General features: G+C 62.0%; 16 protein-coding genes. 11 read left to right on the forward strand and 5 right to left on the reverse strand.

All coding sequences use genetic code 11. The features are described 5' to 3' along the window. Window positions 1-297: 297 nt before the first annotated feature. Both NJC38_RS20315 and NJC38_RS20320 read right to left on the reverse strand, forming a co-directional pair. Entirely contained in the window at window positions 298-687 is a 390-nt protein-coding gene (locus NJC38_RS20315; RefSeq protein ID WP_045482340.1) for a hypothetical protein, read from the reverse strand. A 120-nt stretch (window positions 688-807) separates the two neighbouring features. Next, window positions 808-2,142 carry a DEAD/DEAH box helicase gene (locus NJC38_RS20320; RefSeq protein ID WP_045493702.1) on the reverse strand — a complete coding sequence of 445 codons (1,335 nt, stop codon included), beginning with the start codon at window positions 2,140-2,142 and terminating at the stop codon, window positions 808-810. 168 nt (window positions 2,143-2,310) lie between these two features. Here NJC38_RS20320 and NJC38_RS20325 point away from each other — a divergent pair, with 168 nt between their 5' ends. The 9 genes from NJC38_RS20325 to pdeM all read left to right on the forward strand — a co-directional run bounded on the left by NJC38_RS20325 (window position 2,311) and on the right by pdeM (window position 13,023). Beyond that, complete coding sequence (locus NJC38_RS20325) at window positions 2,311-3,336, forward strand: ligase-associated DNA damage response exonuclease (RefSeq protein ID WP_253116862.1); 1,026 nt, start codon at window positions 2,311-2,313, stop codon at window positions 3,334-3,336. Continuing rightward, a complete protein-coding gene (locus NJC38_RS20330; RefSeq protein WP_253116864.1) occupies window positions 3,333-5,033 on the forward strand; it encodes an ATP-dependent DNA ligase in 1,701 nt (566 codons plus the stop codon). Before NJC38_RS20325 ends, NJC38_RS20330 begins: the two co-directional genes overlap by 4 nt. A gap of 309 nt (window positions 5,034-5,342) precedes the next feature. Continuing rightward, window positions 5,343-6,125 carry a transporter substrate-binding domain-containing protein gene (locus tag NJC38_RS20335; RefSeq protein ID WP_045482349.1) on the forward strand — a complete coding sequence of 261 codons (783 nt, stop codon included), beginning with the start codon at window positions 5,343-5,345 and terminating at the stop codon, window positions 6,123-6,125. 79 nt (window positions 6,126-6,204) lie between these two features. Next, window positions 6,205-6,933, forward strand: coding sequence for an ABC transporter permease (locus NJC38_RS20340; protein WP_045482352.1), 729 nt, complete (start codon window positions 6,205-6,207; stop codon window positions 6,931-6,933). Further along, the gene (locus NJC38_RS20345) at window positions 6,930-7,640 is read left to right on the forward strand and encodes an ABC transporter permease (RefSeq protein ID WP_045482354.1); all 711 of its coding nucleotides are present in this window, start codon (window positions 6,930-6,932) and stop codon (window positions 7,638-7,640) included. The genes NJC38_RS20340 and NJC38_RS20345 overlap by 4 nt, the downstream gene beginning before the upstream one ends. Before the next feature lie 11 nt (window positions 7,641-7,651). Further along, entirely contained in the window at window positions 7,652-8,764 is a 1,113-nt protein-coding gene (locus tag NJC38_RS20350; protein WP_253116866.1) for a succinylglutamate desuccinylase/aspartoacylase family protein, read from the forward strand. Between the two features lie 8 nt (window positions 8,765-8,772). After that, window positions 8,773-9,537: an ATP-binding cassette domain-containing protein gene (locus NJC38_RS20355; protein WP_045482359.1), complete on the forward strand. Its 765-nt coding sequence runs from the start codon at window positions 8,773-8,775 to the stop codon at window positions 9,535-9,537. Between the two features lie 355 nt (window positions 9,538-9,892). Further along, window positions 9,893-12,367 (forward strand): ligase-associated DNA damage response DEXH box helicase, encoded by a 2,475-nt coding sequence (locus NJC38_RS20360; protein ID WP_253116868.1) that lies wholly within the window; start codon window positions 9,893-9,895, stop codon window positions 12,365-12,367. Continuing rightward, on the forward strand, window positions 12,364-13,023 hold the full coding sequence (gene pdeM, locus NJC38_RS20365) for a ligase-associated DNA damage response endonuclease PdeM (protein WP_253116871.1): 660 nt from the start codon (window positions 12,364-12,366) through the stop codon (window positions 13,021-13,023). The genes NJC38_RS20360 and pdeM overlap by 4 nt, the downstream gene beginning before the upstream one ends. A 4-nt stretch (window positions 13,024-13,027) precedes the next feature. Here the strand turns inward: pdeM and NJC38_RS20370 are convergent, their stop codons facing one another. Together NJC38_RS20370 and dcd are read right to left on the reverse strand one after the other, a co-directional pair. Then, window positions 13,028-13,240: a hypothetical protein gene (locus NJC38_RS20370; protein WP_045482365.1), complete on the reverse strand. Its 213-nt coding sequence runs from the start codon at window positions 13,238-13,240 to the stop codon at window positions 13,028-13,030. A gap of 132 nt (window positions 13,241-13,372) precedes the next feature. Continuing rightward, complete coding sequence (gene dcd / locus NJC38_RS20375) at window positions 13,373-13,939, reverse strand: dCTP deaminase (protein WP_003184751.1); 567 nt, start codon at window positions 13,937-13,939, stop codon at window positions 13,373-13,375. 320 nt (window positions 13,940-14,259) lie between these two features. On the opposite strand from dcd, the gene NJC38_RS20380 reads away from it, so the two are divergent. Then, window positions 14,260-14,469 (forward strand): cold-shock protein, encoded by a 210-nt coding sequence (locus tag NJC38_RS20380; RefSeq protein ID WP_045482367.1) that lies wholly within the window; start codon window positions 14,260-14,262, stop codon window positions 14,467-14,469. A gap of 185 nt (window positions 14,470-14,654) precedes the next feature. Here NJC38_RS20380 and apbC read toward each other — a convergent pair whose 3' ends face one another. After that, window positions 14,655-15,749 (reverse strand): iron-sulfur cluster carrier protein ApbC, encoded by a 1,095-nt coding sequence (gene apbC, locus NJC38_RS20385; RefSeq protein ID WP_253116873.1) that lies wholly within the window; start codon window positions 15,747-15,749, stop codon window positions 14,655-14,657. A 155-nt stretch (window positions 15,750-15,904) separates the two neighbouring features. Here apbC and metG point away from each other — a divergent pair, with 155 nt between their 5' ends. Next, on the forward strand, window positions 15,905-17,947 hold the full coding sequence (metG, locus tag NJC38_RS20390) for a methionine--tRNA ligase (RefSeq protein ID WP_253116876.1): 2,043 nt from the start codon (window positions 15,905-15,907) through the stop codon (window positions 17,945-17,947). Window positions 17,948-18,005: the final 58 nt, after the last annotated feature.

Genomic DNA, 18,005 nt, shown 5'->3' on the forward strand with positions numbered 1-18,005 from the left:
TTGAGCCAAAGCGGGAAGAGTGGATGGCAGCTTGGCTCCCACACGTGCTCTAGGCACCGCGATTTGTCAGCTTGCCATCCACCCCTCTCACCCCAGACTTTACCTTGATCAAAGACACAAGCGAGCTTGCTCGCGAAGAGGCCAGTAAAAACACTACATCTGCTGCGAATGTGCCGCCGTCTTCGTCGGCAAGCCAACTCCCACCGAGATTTGTGTACTTAAGTGGACAGTATTGGCTTTAGCCGCGAAGCCCTTCGCGGCTAAAGCCGCTCCTACGGGTTTGCAGACACCGAGCCGTCAAGCCACCTGCGGTTTGGCCGCCACATGGTCGAAGGTCGCTGGGTCCAGTGCGTCGGCCTGTTCATCGAGCACCAGGCGCGGGTGGTCATTGCCCGGAATGCTGCTGTCGATCATCGCCAGCAGGCTGGCGCCGCGGGGGGTGAGGATGAAATTGGTGCCGGTGCCGCCTTCCTGTTCAGGGCGCGGCTGGATGAAGCCGCGTTGCAGCAGCAGCGCTTCAAGGTCTGCCGCCTGTTGCTTCAGGTGGTCCAGGTTGCCGGCGGGATCGCCTTGCGCGGCCTGGGCCTGGGCGTGATCTTCAGCGTATTGACGCGGCGCAAAGGGCTGCCCTGCGCCATTCTGAACTTCGTGCAGCAGACGTTCGATAAGGTCCCAATCGTAAGCCATGGTGTAAAACCTCCGTCCAGCATGGATGAGTGGCCCGCACCTTGACGGTGGCGGGCAGCTTCATCGGTTGTGACAGAGGGGGGTCAGCGGCGTTCAGAGCAATCGCCGGATGGTCGCCGGTTACTCGGCGGCCGGGGCTGGGGTGCTGCGCTTTTTCAGCGGCGCCAGGCCGTCCTGGCTGACCAGCTCAGACTTCGGCTTGTTGGCCGTGCGACGCTTGGTCGGGGTTTTGCTGGCGGTTTTTTTCTTGTCGCCCTTGGCGTCGGTCTTTTTCTTTTTGCCGACCGCTTTACCGGAAGCCTTGACTTTCTTCGGCCCGCTGTAGGTGCCTTTGAGTTCCTTGATCACCCGGCGCTCGAAGGTTTGCTTCAGATAACGCTCAACGCTCGACATCAGGTTCCAGTCGGAGTGGTCGATCAGCGAAATGGCCAGGCCTTCGCTGCCGGCACGGCCGGTACGGCCCACCCGGTGCACGTAGTCGTCGCCGCTGCGTGGCATGTCGAAGTTGATTACCAGGTCCAGACCGTCGATGTCCAGACCGCGGGCCGCGACGTCGGTGGCCACCAGCACTTTCGAGCCGCCTTGCTTGAAGCGGTCGATGGCCGCCTTGCGGTCTTTCTGGTCTTTGTCGCCGTGCAGCACAAAGGCTTTGATGTCTTGTGCGACCAAGCGCCCGTACAGGCGGTCGGCCCAGGCTTTGGTGTTGGTGAAGATGATTGCCTTCTGGTAGGTCTCGTTGGCCACCAGCCAGTTGATGATCGCCTCTTTGTGCTGGTCGTGGTCGGCGGTGATGATCTGCTGGCGGGTGCCTTCGGCCAGCTCGCTGACCTGGTTGAGCAGCAGGTGCTTGGGCTCGCGCAGGACTTTCTGGGTCATTTCGCGCAGCGCATTGCCGCCGGTGGTCGCCGAGAACAGCAGGGTCTGCTGACGGTTCGGGCATTCGCCGGTCAGCCGCTCGACGTCTTCCGAAAAGCCCATGTCGAGCATGCGGTCGGCTTCATCGAGCACCAGCACTTCGACCTTTTTAAGGTCCAGGTTGCCGGCATTGAGGTGTTCGAGCAGGCGACCCGGGGTGCCGATCAGGATGTCCGGAACCTTGCGCAGCATCGCGGCCTGGACCTTGAAGTCCTCGCCGCCGGTGATCATCCCGGCCTTGATAAAGGTGAACTGCGAGAAACGCTCGACCTCTTTGAGGGTTTGCTGGGCCAGCTCGCGGGTCGGCAGCAGGATCAGCGCGCGGATATCGACGCGCACCTGGGCCGGGCCGATCAGGCGATTGAGGATCGGTAGTACGAATGCAGCGGTCTTGCCGCTGCCGGTCTGCGCCGTAACCCGCAGGTCGTGCCCTTGCAATGCCAGGGGAATGGCCGCGGCCTGCACAGGTGTAGGCTCGGCAAACTTGAGCTCTTCCACGGCTTTGAGCAGGCGTTCGTGCAGGGCTAATTCGGAAAACACGGGTGCTACCTCGAAGAAATACAAAAATACAGGCGCATAGCGTAACGGTTTCCCGCGCCAACGCCGAATTTCTTTAGCGTGATTTACGGATTTTTGTCCGCCAGATCCATCGAACTTGTACGCCGCCGGCCGGTTCATAACAGGCAAGCCCCTCGTGATGGTTGTGTTATGGATCTTGTCGTTGCCCGCCCTGAAGGTCTGTACTGCCCGCCTGGCGACTTCTATATCGACCCGTGGCGCCCGGTAGAGCGGGCGGTGATCACCCATGGCCATGGCGACCACGCGCGCACCGGCAGCCGTCACTACCTGGCCACGGCCAGCGGTGAGGGCATCCTGCGCTGGCGGCTGGGTCAGGACATCAACCTGCAGACCCTCGAATACGGCGAGTGCATTAATCATCATGGTGTGACGGTGAGCCTGCACCCGGCCGGGCATGTGCTGGGCTCGGCGCAGGTGCGTCTGGAATACCGGGGCGAAGTCTGGGTGGCGTCGGGCGATTACAAGGTTGAGCCTGATGGGACCTGCGCCACCTTCGAGCCGGTGCGCTGTCATACCTTTATTACCGAGTCGACCTTTGGCCTGCCGATCTACCGCTGGACGCCACAGGCGCAGATTTTCGCCGGCATCAATGACTGGTGGCGCCAGAACGCCGCGCAGGGCAAAGCCAGCGTGTTGTTCGCCTATGCCTTTGGCAAGGCGCAGCGCATTTTGCATGGCATTGACCCCGAGATCGGGCCGATCCTGGCCCACGGCTCGGTCGAGCCATTGAACCGGGTCTATCGCGAGGGCGGTATTCGCATTCCGCCAACCCAATACGCCGGTGACTTCAAGAAGACTGACCCGGCGCTGCGCCAGGCGCTGATCATTGCGCCGCCATCGGCCGGTGGCAGCACCTGGATGAAACGCTTTGGTGACTACAGCGACGCTTTTGCCAGCGGCTGGATGATGCTGCGCGGCACCCGGCGGCGGCGCGGGGTGGACCGGGGCTTTGTGCTGTCGGACCACGCCGACTGGCCGGGGCTGTTGTGGGCCATCGAGCAGACCGGCGCCGAGCGGGTGATGGTCACCCACGGTTCGGTGGCGATTCTGGTGCGTTATCTGCGCGAGCTGGGCCTGGATGCCCAGGGGTTCAGCACTGAATACGGCGAGGAGGATGACGACCGTACGCCCGCCAGCGAGGAGCCTGCGGCATGAAAGCCTTTGCCGAACTGTATGCCCGGCTCGACGCCACCACCTCCAGCAACGCCAAGCTGGCGGCGTTGCATGACTATTTTGCCCAGGCGCCGGCCGAGGATGCAGCCTGGGCGGTGTACTTCCTGGCCGGTGGCCGACCACGGCAACTGGTACCCAGCCGGGTGCTGCGTGAGCAGGCCACGGCGCTGAGCGACCTGCCGCCCTGGCTGTTCGAAGAAAGCTATCAGGCGGTGGGCGACCTGGCCGAAACCCTGTCGCTGCTGCTACCCCATGCCGAACACAGCAACGATGAGGGCCTGGCAGTGTGGCTGGAGCAACACCTGCTGCCGCTGCGTGGCCTGCCACCCGAGGAATTGGCCGAGCGGTTGCCGGCGCTGTGGGCGCAGCTGGACCGCAACAGCCTGATGGTGTGCATCAAGCTGATCACCGGCAGCTTTCGGGTCGGCGTGTCGAAGCTGTTGGTGACCCGCGCCCTCGCCGCACTGACCGGGCTGGACAGCAAGCGCATTGCCCAAAGACTGGTCGGCTATACCGACCTTTCGCACCGTCCTGGTGCGCAGGCTTATCTGAAACTCATCGCCCCGGAGTCTGACGACGAACACGCACAGCGCGGCGGCCAGCCCTACCCGTTTTTTCTGGCCCATGCGTTACAGCAGCCGGTCGAGCAGTTCGAGACCCTGCTCGGCCCCGCGCAAGACTGGCTGGTGGAGTGGAAATGGGATGGTATTCGGGCGCAACTGGTCAAACGCGATGGGCAGTTGTGGGTCTGGTCGCGGGGTGAAGAACTGATGACCGAACGCTTTCCGGAGCTGCACAGCCTGGCCCAGATACTGCCCGACGGCACAGTGATCGATGGCGAAATAGTGGTCTGGAAAGCCGCCGAGACGCCTGCCGATGAAACAAAGGACTTTGCGCTCAGCGGTGAGCCCGACAACGCGCCTTGGGTACAGCCGTTTGCCCTGCTGCAACAACGCATTGGCCGCAAGACCTTGGGCAAGAAGCTGCTTGGCGATGCGCCGGTGGTGCTGCTCGGCTACGACTTGCTGGAGTGGCAAGGCGAAGACTGGCGCAGCCACCCGCAACACCAGCGCCGCGCACAACTGGACCAGTTGATCGAGGCCAGCCAGAGCCCGGTGCTGCTGCCCTCGCCGGTGCTGAGCGGGCAGAACTGGAAGGCGCTGGCCGAGCTGCGCGAAGACGCCCGCCGCCTGGGCGTCGAAGGGATGATGCTCAAGGCCCGCGAGTCCTTGTATGGGGTCGGGCGCACCAAGGACATGGGCGTGTGGTGGAAGTGGAAGCTCGACCCGTTCAGCGTCGATGCGGTGCTGATCTACGCCCAGCGCGGCCACGGCCGACGCGCCAGCCTGTACAGCGACTACACCTTTGCCGTGTGGGACAGCCCGCCCGACAGCAGTGAACGCACCCTGGTGCCGTTCGCCAAGGCCTATTCCGGGCTGACCGATGAAGAAATGCGCAAGGTCGATGCAATCATCCGCAAGACCACCGTCGAAAAATTCGGCCCGGTGCGCAGCGTGACACCGACTCTGGTGTTCGAGCTGGGTTTTGAGGGCATTGCGTTGTCCAAGCGCCACAAGAGCGGCATCGCCGTGCGCTTTCCGAGGATGCTGCGCTGGCGCCAGGACAAACCGGTGGACGAAGCCGACAGCCTGGCGACGTTGCAGGATTTACTGGGGTGATGAGCCGGTTTGGTGCAATCAAAAAACCATAGATTCATTTTAGTGCACATTTATAAATGCTCTGTGCTACCACGACACCCGTAGGAGCTGCTTTAGCAGCGAAGGCCGCGAAGGCCAGGAAGACATCGCGGCTAAAGCCGCTCCTACAGGGCTCACCCCATACCGTTGATAAATGTAGAAATGCGACAAGCGCGTACATTTCAAACGCACGTTCGTCCTACTGGTTCAGAAATTGCTACCTCATGGCAGTCTGGCATCCGCCGGTAGCAGTTTTTAACTGCTGCGCCCCACTCTGGTTAGGATTGAATAATGAAAAAAGCCTGGTTGACCCTTTCTGCATTGGCCTTGTGTGTAGCCGCTGGTAGTGCGATGGCCAAGGAGTACAAGGAACTGCGCTTTGGCGTCGATCCGTCTTATGCGCCGTTCGAGTCCAAGGCCGCCGATGGCAGCCTGCAAGGCTTCGATATCGACCTGGGCAACGCGATCTGCAAAGAGCTGAAGGTCACCTGCAAATGGGTCGAAAGCGATTTCGACGGCATGATTCCGGGCTTGAAGGCCCGCAAATTCGACGGCGTGATCTCGTCGATGACCGTCACCAAGGCCCGCGAGAAGGTCATCGACTTCTCCAACGAGCTGTTCTCTGGCCCGACTTCTTTTGTGTTCAAGAAAGGCTCAGGCCTGTCCGCCGACATCACCACCCTCAAGGGAAAAACCGTCGGCTACGAGCAAGGCACCATCCAGGAAGCCTATGCCAAGGCCGTGCTGGACAAGGCCGGTGTGAGCACCAAAGCCTACGCCAACCAGGACCAGGTGTACGCCGACCTGACCTCCGGCCGCCTGGACGCTTCGATCCAGGACATGCTGCAGGCTGAACTGGGTTTCCTGAAGTCGCCCAAGGGTGCCGACTATGAAGTCAGCGCGCCGGTCGACAGCGACCTGCTGCCGTCCAAGACCGCCATCGGTATCGCCAAAGGTAACACTGAGCTCAAGGAACTCCTGAACAAAGGTATCAAAGCGTTACACGACGACGGTACTTACGCTGAAATTCAGAAAAAGCACTTCGGTGATCTGAACCTGTACAGCGGCAAATAAAAAAGCCCCGACGCCCGGTGATTTAGGTGAGAATCCGCCGCCTTTTTACCGGGCGTTTTCGTTGCTGAAGGCTTTATCCATGCTCGACACTCTGCTGAACCATTTAGGACTCTCGGCGTTCAGCCTCAGGGGCTTCGGCCCGCTGTTGCTTGAAGGCACATGGATGACAATCAAACTCTCGCTGCTGTCGCTGGCCCTGAGCATCCTGCTCGGGTTGCTGGGCGCCAGCGCCAAGCTGTCTGGCTCGCCACTGCTGCGGGTCCCGGCGCAGCTTTACACCACCTTGATTCGCGGCGTGCCCGACCTGGTGCTGATGCTGTTGATCTATTACAGCCTGCAGACCGGGCTGACCATGCTCACCGATGCGCTGGAATGGGAATACATCGAGATTGACCCGTTCAGTGCCGGGGTCATCACCCTGGGCTTTATCTATGGTGCGTACTTCACCGAGACCTTTCGCGGCGCGATTTTGTCGGTGCCGCGCGGTCAGGTCGAAGCGGCGATTGCCTACGGCCTGGGGCGCAGCCAGCGGTTTCGCTACGTGGTGTTTCCGCAGATGATGCGTTTTGCCCTGCCCGGCATCGGCAATAACTGGCAAGTGCTGCTCAAGGCCACCGCACTGGTGTCGATCATCGGCCTGGCCGATCTGGTCAAGGCGTCCCAGGACGCCGGCAAGAGCAGCTATCAATTGTTCTACTTTCTGGTGGTGGCAGCGTTTATCTACCTGATGATCACCAGCGCTTCGAACCTGGCCCTGCGCTGGGCTGAACGGCATTACGCCACCGGCAGCCGGGAGGCCAGACGATGATTGAGCTTATCCAGGAATACTGGCGCCCGTTTCTGTACAGCGACGGCGTGCACCTGACCGGCCTGGCGATGACGATGTGGCTGCTGAGTGCCTCGATCGCCATGGGCTTTTGCCTGTCGATCCCGCTGTCGATTGCACGGGTTTCGGAAAACCGCTGGCTGCGCTGGCCGGTGCAGTTCTACACCTACGTGTTCCGTGGCACGCCGCTGTATATCCAGTTGCTGATTTGCTACACCGGCATCTACAGCATCGCCGCCGTGCGTGAGCAGCCGCTGCTCGATGCGTTTTTTCGCGATGCGATGAATTGCACCTTGCTGGCCTTCACCCTCAACACTTGCGCCTACACCACCGAGATTTTCGCCGGGGCGATCCGCAGCATGGCCCACGGTGAAATCGAAGCCGCCAAGGCCTACGGCTTGTCGGGCTGGAAGCTCTACGCCCATGTGATCATGCCCTCGGTGCTGCGCCGCTCGCTGCCGTACTACAGCAACGAGGTGATCCTGATGCTGCACTCCACCACGGTGGCCTTCACCGCCACCGTGCCGGACATTCTCAAGGTGGCGCGGGACGCCAACTCGGCGACCTTCATGACCTTTCAGTCGTTCGGCATCGCGGCGCTGCTGTACCTGACCATCACCTTTATTCTGGTCGGGCTGTTCCGCCTGGCCGAACGCCGCTGGCTGGCCTTTCTCGGCCCCGCTCACTAGGACTGCACCCCATGCGTCAACTCACTCACGCGCTGGTGGCGCCAGTGCCGGGCACCGCGCGGCAGATTCACAGCTTCCACTACGGTCCGGAGCACGGCACCTGCAAGATCTACATTCAGGCCTCGCTGCACGCCGACGAACTGCCCGGCATGCTGGTGGCCTGGTACCTCAAGCAGCGTCTTGAAGAACTGGAGCGCGCCGGCAAGCTCAAGGGCGAAATCGTCGTGGTGCCGGTGGCCAACCCGCAGGGCCTGGAGCAGGTGCTGATGGACACCCCGCTGGGCCGCTACGAGCTGGAAAGCGGGCAGAACTTCAACCGGCATTTTGTCGACCTGGCTGACCAGGTCGGCGACGCGGTGCAGGCGCAGTTGAACGCCGATCCACAGCACAACCTGCAAGTGATCCGCGCCGCACTGCGTCAGGCGCTCGCGGCTCACAGCGCCGGCACCCAGTTGCAATCGCAACGGCTGACCTTGCAGCGCCTGGCTTGCGACGCCGATATGGTGCTGGACCTGCACTGTGACTTCGAGTCGGTGGAACACCTGTACACCACCCCCGAGGCCTGGCCGCAGGTCGAGCCGCTGGCACGTTACATCGGCGCCCAGGCCAGCATGCTGGCCACCGATTCGGGCGGTCAGTCGTTCGATGAATGCTTCAGCCTGGTCTGGTGGCAACTGCGCCAGCGCTTCGGTGAGCGGGTGCCGTTGGGCAGCTTCTCGGTCACCCTGGAGCTGCGCGGTCAGGGCGATGTCAGCCATGCCCTGGCCAGCCGCGACTGCCAGGCGATCATCCAGTACCTGATCGGCTTTGGCGCCATCGACGGCGACCAGCAACCCGCGCCGGCGCTGCTCTACCCGGCCACGCCGCTGGCCGCGGTTGAGCCGGTCGCCACCCCGGTCGGTGGCCTGCTGGTGTTCTGCGCCCTGCCTGGCGAGCACGTCGAAGCCGGGCAACTGATCGCCGATATCATCGACCCCATCAGCGATGCCGTGACCCAGGTCCGCGCACCGCAAGCCGGCCTGCTCTATGCCCGCTCGCTGCGGCGCATGGCCACCGCCGGCATGGTCATTGCCCACATCGCCGGCACCAAGGCCTGGCGCAGCGGCTACCTTCTTTCGCCATGAGAACCGATATGTACAAACTGACCATCGACGGCCTGCACAAGCGCTACGGCGATAACGAAGTGCTCAAGGGCGTGTCGCTCAAGGCCAAGAGTGGCGACGTGATCTGCCTGATCGGCGCCAGCGGCTCGGGCAAGAGCACCTTTTTGCGCTGCATCAACTTTCTTGAACAGCCCAACGACGGCGCCATGAGCCTGGACGGCAAGCCGGTGCGCATGGTTCAGGACAAGGACGGCATGCGCGTTGCCGACCCCGATGAGCTGCAACGCCTGCGCACCCGCCTGGCCATGGTGTTCCAGCACTTCAACCTGTGGGCGCACATGACCGTGCTGGAAAACGTCAGCATGGCGCCGCGCCGGGTGTTGGGCGTCCCGAAGGCCGAAGCCGAAGCGCGGGCGCGCAAGTACCTGGAGAAAGTCGGCCTGCCCGAGCGGGTTGCCGAGCAGTACCCGGCGTTTTTGTCAGGCGGCCAGCAACAGCGGGTAGCGATTGCCCGTGCCTTGGCGATGGAGCCGGACATCATGCTGTTTGATGAGCCGACTTCAGCGCTGGACCCGGAACTGGTCGGTGAAGTGCTCAAAGTCATCCAGGGCCTGGCCGAAGAAGGCCGGACCATGATTCTGGTGACCCACGAGATGGGCTTTGCGCGCAAGGTCGCGACCCAGGTGGTATTTCTGCATCAGGGCCAGATCATCGAGTCCGGGCATCCGGATGAGGTGCTGAACAACCCGCAGAGCGAGCGCTTGCAGCAATTTTTGAGCGGCAACCTCAAGTAATTGCCGTACTCAGGCCCTGTGGGAGATCGCCCGCCGCCTCGGCGCCGCGCTGTCGCGTAGCCAACACGCAACCCCGTAGGAGCAGCTTTAGCTGCGAAAGGCTTCGCAGCTAAAGCTGCTCCTACGGGAGGGCCTTGTAAATCAGCGATTTGTAATTTGTTTGATGAGAGGGGGCTCTGCCCGCGACAGGGCCAGTAAGACCGGCACATTTGCTGTGGATGTACCGCACCCTTCGTCGGCGAGGCCAACTCCCACCGGACCGTGTTGGCCTTAACTGATCAGCATTGATCCCACGGCACCAACACATCACGGCTGCGGTCCCTATCCTGAGTCTTTCAGGAGTGCGCCGTAGTTCATGAGCAGATCTGCCGATATCGCCCGGTCCTGGTTTCAGCGGCTGGGCTGGACGCCCTTCCCTTTTCAGAAGCAGGTCTGGGCCGCCGTGAAACGCGGCGAGTCCGGGCTGCTGCATGCCAGCACCGGCTCCGGCAAGACCTACGCGGTGTGGCTGGCGGCGCTCAATCGTTTTGTCGGCAAGACCAAAACACCGCCCAAGGGCAAGGACAAAAGCGCACCACTCACCGTGGTGTGGATCACCCCGATGCGCGCGCTGGCCGCCGATACCCAGCGCGCGCTCAGCGCGCCGCTGGCCGCGATGCAGATTGGCTGGTCGGTGGGCCTGCGCACCGGCGACACCACGAGCGGTGAACGAGCCAGGCAAAGCCGACGCCTGCCCTCGGCACTGGTCACCACCCCGGAAAGCCTGACCCTGCTGCTGGCCCGCGCCGACGCCGAGGTCGCCATGGGCCATCTACAGATGGTGGTGGTCGATGAATGGCACGAGCTGATCGGCAATAAACGCGGCGTCCAACTGCAACTGGCCCTGGCCCGCCTGCGGCGCTGGAATCCGCACCTGGTGGTGTGGGGCATTTCCGCAACCCTGGGCAATCAGGAGCATGCGCGGCAGGTGCTGCTTGGCGATGCCGGTGTCAGCGTGCAGGGCAAGGTCATCAAGGATCTGCAGGTCGACACCCTGTTGCCGCCCACTATCGAGCGTTTTCCGTGGTCCGGGCACATGGGTTTGTCGATGCTCAAGCAAGTGGTGGCCGAGGTGGATGCCAGCAGCAGTTGCCTGCTGTTCACCAATACCCGCGCGCAATCGGAGCTGTGGTATCAGGCACTGTTGCAGGCGCGCCCGGACTGGGCCGGTTTGATCGCCCTGCACCACGGCTCGCTGGCCCGGGAGGTGCGTGACTGGGTCGAGCGCGCCCTCAAGGACGGTCAGCTCAAGGCCGTGGTCTGTACCTCCAGCCTCGACCTGGGGGTGGATTTTCTGCCGGTCGAGCGGGTGCTGCAAATCGGCTCGGCCAAGGGCATTGCCCGCCTGATGCAGCGTGCCGGACGCTCCGGCCACGCGCCGGGCCGCCGCTCGCGAGTGACGTTAGTACCGACCCATAGCCTGGAACTGGTCGAAGCCGCGGCTGCTCAGGTCGCTGTGGCCGCACGCATGATCGAACCCCGGCACAGCCCGCACCAGCCGCTGGATGTGCTGGTGCAGCATCTGGTCAGCATGGCGCTGGGCGGCGGCTTCCTGCCTGACGAGCTGTATCAGGAAGTGCGCGGCGCCTGGGCTTACCGGAATCTGGACCAAACCCACTGGCAGTGGGCGCTGGCCTTTGTGCGCAGCGGCGGCCATTCGCTCACCGCTTACCCGGATTACCGCCGGGTCGAACCGGACGAGCACGGCGTATGGCGGGTGCCGGATGCGCGCCTGGCACGTCGGCACCGGATGAGTATTGGTACCATCGTCAGCGATGCCAGCATCAACGTGAAGTACTGGAAGAAAGGCAGCGGCTCGCTGGGCACAGTGGAGGAAGGCTTTATCGCCCGTCTGCGCCCTGGCGATAATTTTCTGTTCGGTGGCCGCTTGCTGGAGCTGGTACGGGTCGAGGACATGACCGCCTACGTCAAGCGTGCGACCGGCAAGAAGGCCGCCGTACCGCGCTGGAATGGCGGGCGCATGCCGCTGTCCAGTGAACTGGCCGCCGCAGTGGTCGCGCAGTTTGATGCAGCAGCGCATGGCGTATACGACAGCCCGTCGATGCAGGCGGTCAGGCCGCTGCTGGAAGTCCAGCGCCAGTGGTCGGCATTGCCGCAGAGTGACCGGCTATTGGTTGAAACCCTGAAGTCCCGCGAAGGCTGGCACCTGTTCATCTACCCGTTCGCCGGCCGCCATGTGCATCTGGGGCTGGCCAGTTTGCTGGCTTGGCGATTAAGCCAGCAAAGGCCGCTGAGTTTCTCGATGGCGGTCAATGATTACGGCCTGGAACTGCTCAGCGCCAGCGAGCTGGACTGGAACGCATTGCTGCATCAGGGCGATTTGTTCAGCGATGCCGACCTGGACCAGCACATCCTCGCCAGCCTCAATGCCAGTGAACTGGCGCAGCGACGCTTCCGGGAAATCGCCCGGATTGGCGGGCTGGTGTTTTCCGGCTACCCCGGCGCACCGAAAAGCACCCGCCAATTGCAGGCCTCCAGCGGCCTGTTTTTCGAGGTGTTCAAGCAGTACGACGCCGATAATCGTCTGCTGCTCCAGGCCCATGACGAAGTGCTGAGCCTGGAGCTGGATTATCAGCGCCTGCAGGACACGTTGCAGAAAATGGCGCGCCTGCCCATGGACCTGCATGCCCTCAAGCGCGCCTCGCCGCTGGCCTTTCCGCTGCTGGTCGAACGCCTGCGCGAGAGCCTGAGCAGCGAGAAACTCGCCGATCGCATTGCGCGCATGGTGCGTGACCTGGAAAAAGCCGCCGGCCCGGAGCCTGACGCATGAGCGCCCACTTGCCAGTACAGCTGGCCGGCGAAACTCTGTGGCTGCTGGCCGACAAGGCGCTGTATTACCCAAGCCAGCAGACCCTGCTGATCGCCGACGCGCATTTCGGCAAGGCTGCTGCCTACCGGCGTCTGGGCCAGCCGGTGCCGCATGGCACGACTGACGCCAACCTGCGGCGGATCGACCGCCTGCTGGCCGACTATCCGACTGAACAATTGATTTTTCTCGGTGATTTGCTGCACGCGCCACAATCACACGCGCCGGCCACCCTGGCGGCCTTGGCTGAGTGGCGCCAGCGGCATGGAGCGCTGAATATCTGTCTGATTCGCGGCAACCACGATAACCGGGCCGGCGACCCACCCGGCTATCTGCGTATCAAGGTGGTGGACGCCCCGCTGCTGCTCGGCCCGTTTGCCTTGCAGCACGAGCCCGATCCGCACCCGACTCATCACGTGCTGGCCGGGCATGTGCATCCGGTGTTTACCTTGCAGGGCCGGGGGCGCCAGCGCTTGCGCCTGCCGTGCTTTGTGCTCGACGAGCAGGTCAGCCTGCTGCCAGCCTTCGGCGAATTCACGGGCGGGTATGGGGTCCAGGCACAACCGCGCCGACGCCTGTTTGTGGCAGGCGACGGCGGGGTCTGGGCGCTGGAAAGCTAGAATGTCAGGCCACAGGCGCAGGTGGCGGCTCATCCGGCACGGTTGGCACACCGGGTTCCTGGGGCTGATCGGGCTGCGGCGTGTCGGGGGTCGGCTGGCCTGGAATCCCGCCGCCCACCATATTCAGATGCTCGTCGGCCAACAACGACCAGGCCAGCAGGCCGATTTCGTTAAGCGGAGCAGCGTCTTGTCCAATGGGTTTTGAGTCAATCTTCATAGGCACTCCTGAGCGTCTGGTCACCCGCCTCAAAGGCGGGCAGAAACAGCTTGCTCAGTAGAGTGCCAAACAGGCTTTAAATTCCATGAAACAATCATGAAACCTTGCCCTGGACAAGCAGTCAGCGGCCACTCAGGTACGTGGCAGGGTCACGCCGCGCTGGCCTTGATACTTGCCGCCACGGTCCTTGTACGACACTTCGCACTCTTCATCGGACTCCAGAAACAGCATCTGCGCCACGCCTTCGTTAGCGTAGATCTTGGCCGGCAGCGTGGTGGTGTTGGAGAACTCCAGGGTCACGTGGCCTTCCCACTCGGGCTCGAGCGGGGTGACGTTGACGATGATGCCGCAGCGTGCGTAGGTGCTCTTGCCCAGGCAAATGGTCAGCACATTGCGCGGAATGCGGAAGTACTCGACGGTGCGGGCCAGGGCGAAGGAGTTTGGAGGAATGATGCAGACGTCGCTCTTGACGTCGACGAAGCTCTTCTCATCGAAGTTTTTCGGATCAACGGTCGCCGAGTTGATGTTGGTGAACACCTTGAATTCATCGGCGCAACGCACATCGTAACCATAGCTTGACACACCGAAGGAGATCAGCCGGTCGGCGCCCTCACCGCGCATCTGGCGCTCGACGAAAGGCTCGATCATGCCGTGCTCTTGCGCCATGCGGCGAATCCACTTGTCCGATTTGATGCTCATGGCGGTGTCCTGAAATAGCAAGGTGAAAAATATGCGGGCATCTTACCGGTCCACGCCGTCTCGTACAAAGGCCAAAAGGCTGCCGGACCCTGTGCAGGGCCACGGCGGGCAGCCATTGTTTGGCAATACAAATAATCCTCAGATGCCCATTGGCGTTTGCAGGAAAAAGGGTTAAGGTGGCGCCACTGTGTTGCTTGTGTCACTGAGAATCTCTACACGATGTTGAATATCACCATCACCATGAATTTCCAGCTCTTTGCACTCAGTCTCGGCCAGGGTGTTTCCTGAGTCGCAGTTAACTTTGTCCAAGGAGATGTATCATGTCCAATCGCCAAACCGGTACCGTTAAGTGGTTCAACGATGAGAAAGGCTTCGGCTTCATCACTCCACAATCCGGTGACGACCTGTTCGTACACTTCAAAGCTATCCAGATCGATGGCTTCAAAACCCTGAAAGAAGGCCAGCAAGTTACTTTCGTCGCTACCCGCGGCCAGAAAGGCATGCAGGCTGAAGAAGTGCAAATCGCTTAATTTGCGCTGACTCGCTTCAAAAAACCCCGCCCACAAAGCGGGGTTTTTTTATGCCCGGAATTTGCAACGGTGCTTGCCGCCACGCGGAACCCCGTAGGAGCGGCCGGGCGGCGATCCGCTTCAGCCGCGAATTCCCTTCGCTGCTAAAGCAGCTCCTACGGCCGCCATCGGTTGCGAGGATGTGATCAGTCGTCGCTGACCGAGATCGTCGGCATCGCCGGGCTGGCCGCTTCCTGCAGCACAATCCGCGCACCCACCTGGCGGGCCAGCTCCTGATAAATCATCGCAATCTGGCTCTCAGGCTCAGCGATGGCAGTGGGTTTGCCGCCATCGGCCTGTTCGCGGATCAGCATCGACAGTGGCAATGAGGCCAGCAGATCGACGTTGTAATGACTGGCCAGTTTCTCGCCGCCACCCTCACCGAACAGATGCTCGGCATGCCCGCAGTTCGAGCAGATATGCACAGCCATGTTCTCGACCACGCCCAACACCGGGATGTTGACCTTGCGAAACATCTCCACGCCCTTCTTCGCATCCAGAAGCGCCAGATCCTGCGGGGTGGTGACGATCACCGAGCCGGCCACCGGCACCTTCTGCGCCAGGGTAAGCTGGATATCACCGGTACCCGGCGGCATGTCGATGACCAGATAATCCAGGTCGTTCCAGGCGGTCTGGGTCACCAGTTGCAGCAAAGCGCCGGAGACCATCGGCCCGCGCCAGACCATCGGCGTGTTGTCGTCGGTGAGAAACGCCATCGACATCACTTCAACGCCATGCGCCTCAATGGGCACGAACCACTTCTGGTCCTTGACCTTCGGCCGGGTGCCTTCAGGGATGCCAAACATGATGCCCTGGCTGGGGCCGTAGATATCCGCATCGAGAATCCCGACCCGCGCGCCTTCACGGGCCAGTGCCAGGGCCAGATTGGCAGCGGTGGTCGATTTGCCGACCCCGCCTTTGCCAGAGGCCACAGCGATGATGTTTTTCACGGTGGCCAGGCCTGGCACTTGGCTCTGGGCCTTGTGTGGCTGAATGTTTGTGGTGACGCTGACGCTGGCCGAACTCACTCCGTCCAGGCCTTCGATAGCGGTTTGCAGAATCTGCGCCCAGCCCTTGCTGAACAGCCCGGCGGCATAGCCCAGTTCGAGCTGCACGCTGACCCGGCCGCCGTCGATGTCGATGGCCCGCACGCAACCGGCGCTGACCGGGTCCTGGTTGAGATAAGGGTCGGTGTACTGGCGAAGAATAGTCTCCACCGCTGCGCGGCTCACTGCGCTCATGGACTGGCTCCGAATAGAAACTTGAGTAAAACAGGCGGCTATCCTACCCGTTATGACGGGCGGCGCCATGTTTTCACCGCAACATCGCAGGATGAAAAAAAAACCGCGGGCCTTTATAGTGGCCGATCCGTGTATGACTTAAGTAGCCGAGCCCCATGTCCGAGCCCCGCAAGATTCTCGTAACCAGCGCCCTGCCCTATGCCAATGGTTCCATCCACCTTGGCCACATGCTTGAGTACATCCAGACCGACATGTGGGTGCGTTTCCAGAAGCACCGCGGCAACCACTGCACCTACGTCTGCGCGGACGACGCTCACGGCTCGGCCATCATGCTGCGCGCGGAAAAGGAAGGCATCACCCCGGAACAGCTGATCGACAACGTCAAGGCTGAACACAGCACCGACTTCGCCGATTTTCTGGTCGACTTCGACAATTTCCACTCCACGCACTGCGAAGAGAACCGTGAGCTGTCGAGCCTGATCTACACCCGCCTGCGCGATGCTGGTCATATTGCCACCCGTTCGGTGACCCAATATTTCGACCCCGACAAGAAGATGTTCCTCGCCGACCGCTTCATCAAGGGCACCTGTCCGAAATGCAGCGCTGAAGACCAATACGGCGACAACTGCGAAAAATGCGGCGCGACCTACGAGCCGACCGAGCTGAAAGACCCGAAATCGGCGATTTCCGGTGCCACGCCGGTGCTCAAGGACTCCAAGCACTTCTTCTTTGACCTGCCGGCCTTCCAGGACATGCTCCAGGCCTGGACCCGCAGCGGCACCCTGCAAGACGCAGTAGCCAACAAACTGGCCGAATGGCTCGACAGCGGCCTGCAGCAATGGGACATCTCCCGTGACGCACCGTACTTCGGCTTCGAAATCCCTGACGAGCCGGGCAAGTACTTCTATGTCTGGCTGGATGCGCCCATCGGTTACATGGCCAGCTTCAAGAACCTCTGCGCACGCCGCCCGGAGCTGGACTTCGACGCGTACTGGAACAAGGACTCGACCACCGAGCTGTATCACTTCATCGGCAAGGACATCGTCAACTTCCACGCGCTGTTCTGGCCGGCCATGCTCGAAGGCGCCGGCCTGCGCAAGCCAACCGGCATCAACGTGCACGGCTACCTGACCGTCAACGGCCAGAAGATGTCCAAGTCGCGTGGCACCTTCATCAAGGCCCGCACCTATCTGGACCACCTGTCGCCGGAATACCTGCGCTACTACTACGCAGCCAAACTGGGCCGCGGGGTCGACGACCTGGACCTGAACCTCGAAGACTTCGTGCAAAAGGTCAACTCTGACCTGATCGGCAAGGTGGTCAACATCGCCAGCCGCTGCGCCGGGTTCATTCACAAGGGCAACGCTGGCGTACTGGTCGACAGCAACATCGCGCCAGAACTGACCGCTGCGTTCCAGGCTGCCGCGCCGAGCATCGCCGAGGCCTATGAGGCCCGCGACTTCTCCCGCGCCATGCGCGAGACCATGGCCCTGGCCGACCGCGCCAACGCCTTTATTGCTGACAAGGCACCTTGGTCGCTGGCCAAGCAGGAAGGCAAGCAGGACGAGGTGCAGGCCATTTGCGCACTGGGCATCAACCTGTTCCGTCAGTTGATCATCTTCCTCAAACCGGTGCTGCCGAAACTGGCCGCCGATGCCGAGCAGTTCCTCAATGTGGCACCGCTGACCTGGAACGACCACCAGACCCTGCTGGCCAACCATCAGCTCAATCCGTTCAACGCGCTGATGACCCGTATCGACCCGGCCAGGGTCGAGGCAATGGTCAGCGCATCGAAAGAAGACCTGGCGGCCAGCACCGAGCCTGCGGCCCCGCAAGGCAACGGCGAACTGACCAAGGACCCGCTGTCGCCCGAGATCGAGTTCGACGCCTTTGCTGCCGTGGACCTGCGGGTGGCGCTGATCGTCAAGGCCGAGCACGTCGAGGGTGCCGACAAGCTGCTGCGCCTGACTCTGGATATCGGTGATCAGCAGCGTAACGTGTTCTCCGGAATCAAGAGCGCCTACCCGGACCCGAGCAAGCTTGAAGGTCGCCTGACCATGATGATCGCCAACCTCAAGCCGCGCAAAATGCGCTTTGGCGTTTCCGAAGGCATGGTGATGGCAGCCGGTCCTGGCGGTGAAGAGATCTACCTGCTCAGCCCGGACAGCGGCGCCAAGCCAGGTCAGCGCATCAAGTGACACTCGGCAAAGCCCGATAACTGCGCATGCAGCTATCGGGCGTCAGGGTGCCTCTAAA

Origin of the sequence: Pseudomonas sp. 21LCFQ010 (genome assembly GCF_024129905.1) — a bacterium.
Classification (GTDB): Bacteria; Pseudomonadota; Gammaproteobacteria; order Pseudomonadales; family Pseudomonadaceae; genus Aquipseudomonas.

Coding starts and splice junctions, on each gene's coding strand:
- NJC38_RS20355 (WP_045482359.1), top strand. CDS start 8,773: ATGTACAAACTGACCATCGACGGCCTGCACAAGCGCTACGGCGATAAC.
- NJC38_RS20330 (WP_253116864.1), top strand. CDS start 3,333: ATGAAAGCCTTTGCCGAACTGTATGCCCGGCTCGACGCCACCACCTCC.
- NJC38_RS20345 (WP_045482354.1), top strand. CDS start 6,930: ATGATTGAGCTTATCCAGGAATACTGGCGCCCGTTTCTGTACAGCGAC.
- NJC38_RS20370 (WP_045482365.1), bottom strand. CDS start 13,240: ATGAAGATTGACTCAAAACCCATTGGACAAGACGCTGCTCCGCTTAAC.
- apbC (WP_253116873.1), bottom strand. CDS start 15,749: ATGAGCGCAGTGAGCCGCGCAGCGGTGGAGACTATTCTTCGCCAGTAC.
- pdeM (WP_253116871.1), top strand. CDS start 12,364: ATGAGCGCCCACTTGCCAGTACAGCTGGCCGGCGAAACTCTGTGGCTG.
- NJC38_RS20335 (WP_045482349.1), top strand. CDS start 5,343: ATGAAAAAAGCCTGGTTGACCCTTTCTGCATTGGCCTTGTGTGTAGCC.
- metG (WP_253116876.1), top strand. CDS start 15,905: ATGTCCGAGCCCCGCAAGATTCTCGTAACCAGCGCCCTGCCCTATGCC.
- NJC38_RS20350 (WP_253116866.1), top strand. CDS start 7,652: ATGCGTCAACTCACTCACGCGCTGGTGGCGCCAGTGCCGGGCACCGCG.
- NJC38_RS20325 (WP_253116862.1), top strand. CDS start 2,311: ATGGATCTTGTCGTTGCCCGCCCTGAAGGTCTGTACTGCCCGCCTGGC.
- NJC38_RS20340 (WP_045482352.1), top strand. CDS start 6,205: ATGCTCGACACTCTGCTGAACCATTTAGGACTCTCGGCGTTCAGCCTC.
- dcd (WP_003184751.1), bottom strand. CDS start 13,939: ATGAGCATCAAATCGGACAAGTGGATTCGCCGCATGGCGCAAGAGCAC.
- NJC38_RS20360 (WP_253116868.1), top strand. CDS start 9,893: ATGAGCAGATCTGCCGATATCGCCCGGTCCTGGTTTCAGCGGCTGGGC.
- NJC38_RS20380 (WP_045482367.1), top strand. CDS start 14,260: ATGTCCAATCGCCAAACCGGTACCGTTAAGTGGTTCAACGATGAGAAA.
- NJC38_RS20315 (WP_045482340.1), bottom strand. CDS start 687: ATGGCTTACGATTGGGACCTTATCGAACGTCTGCTGCACGAAGTTCAG.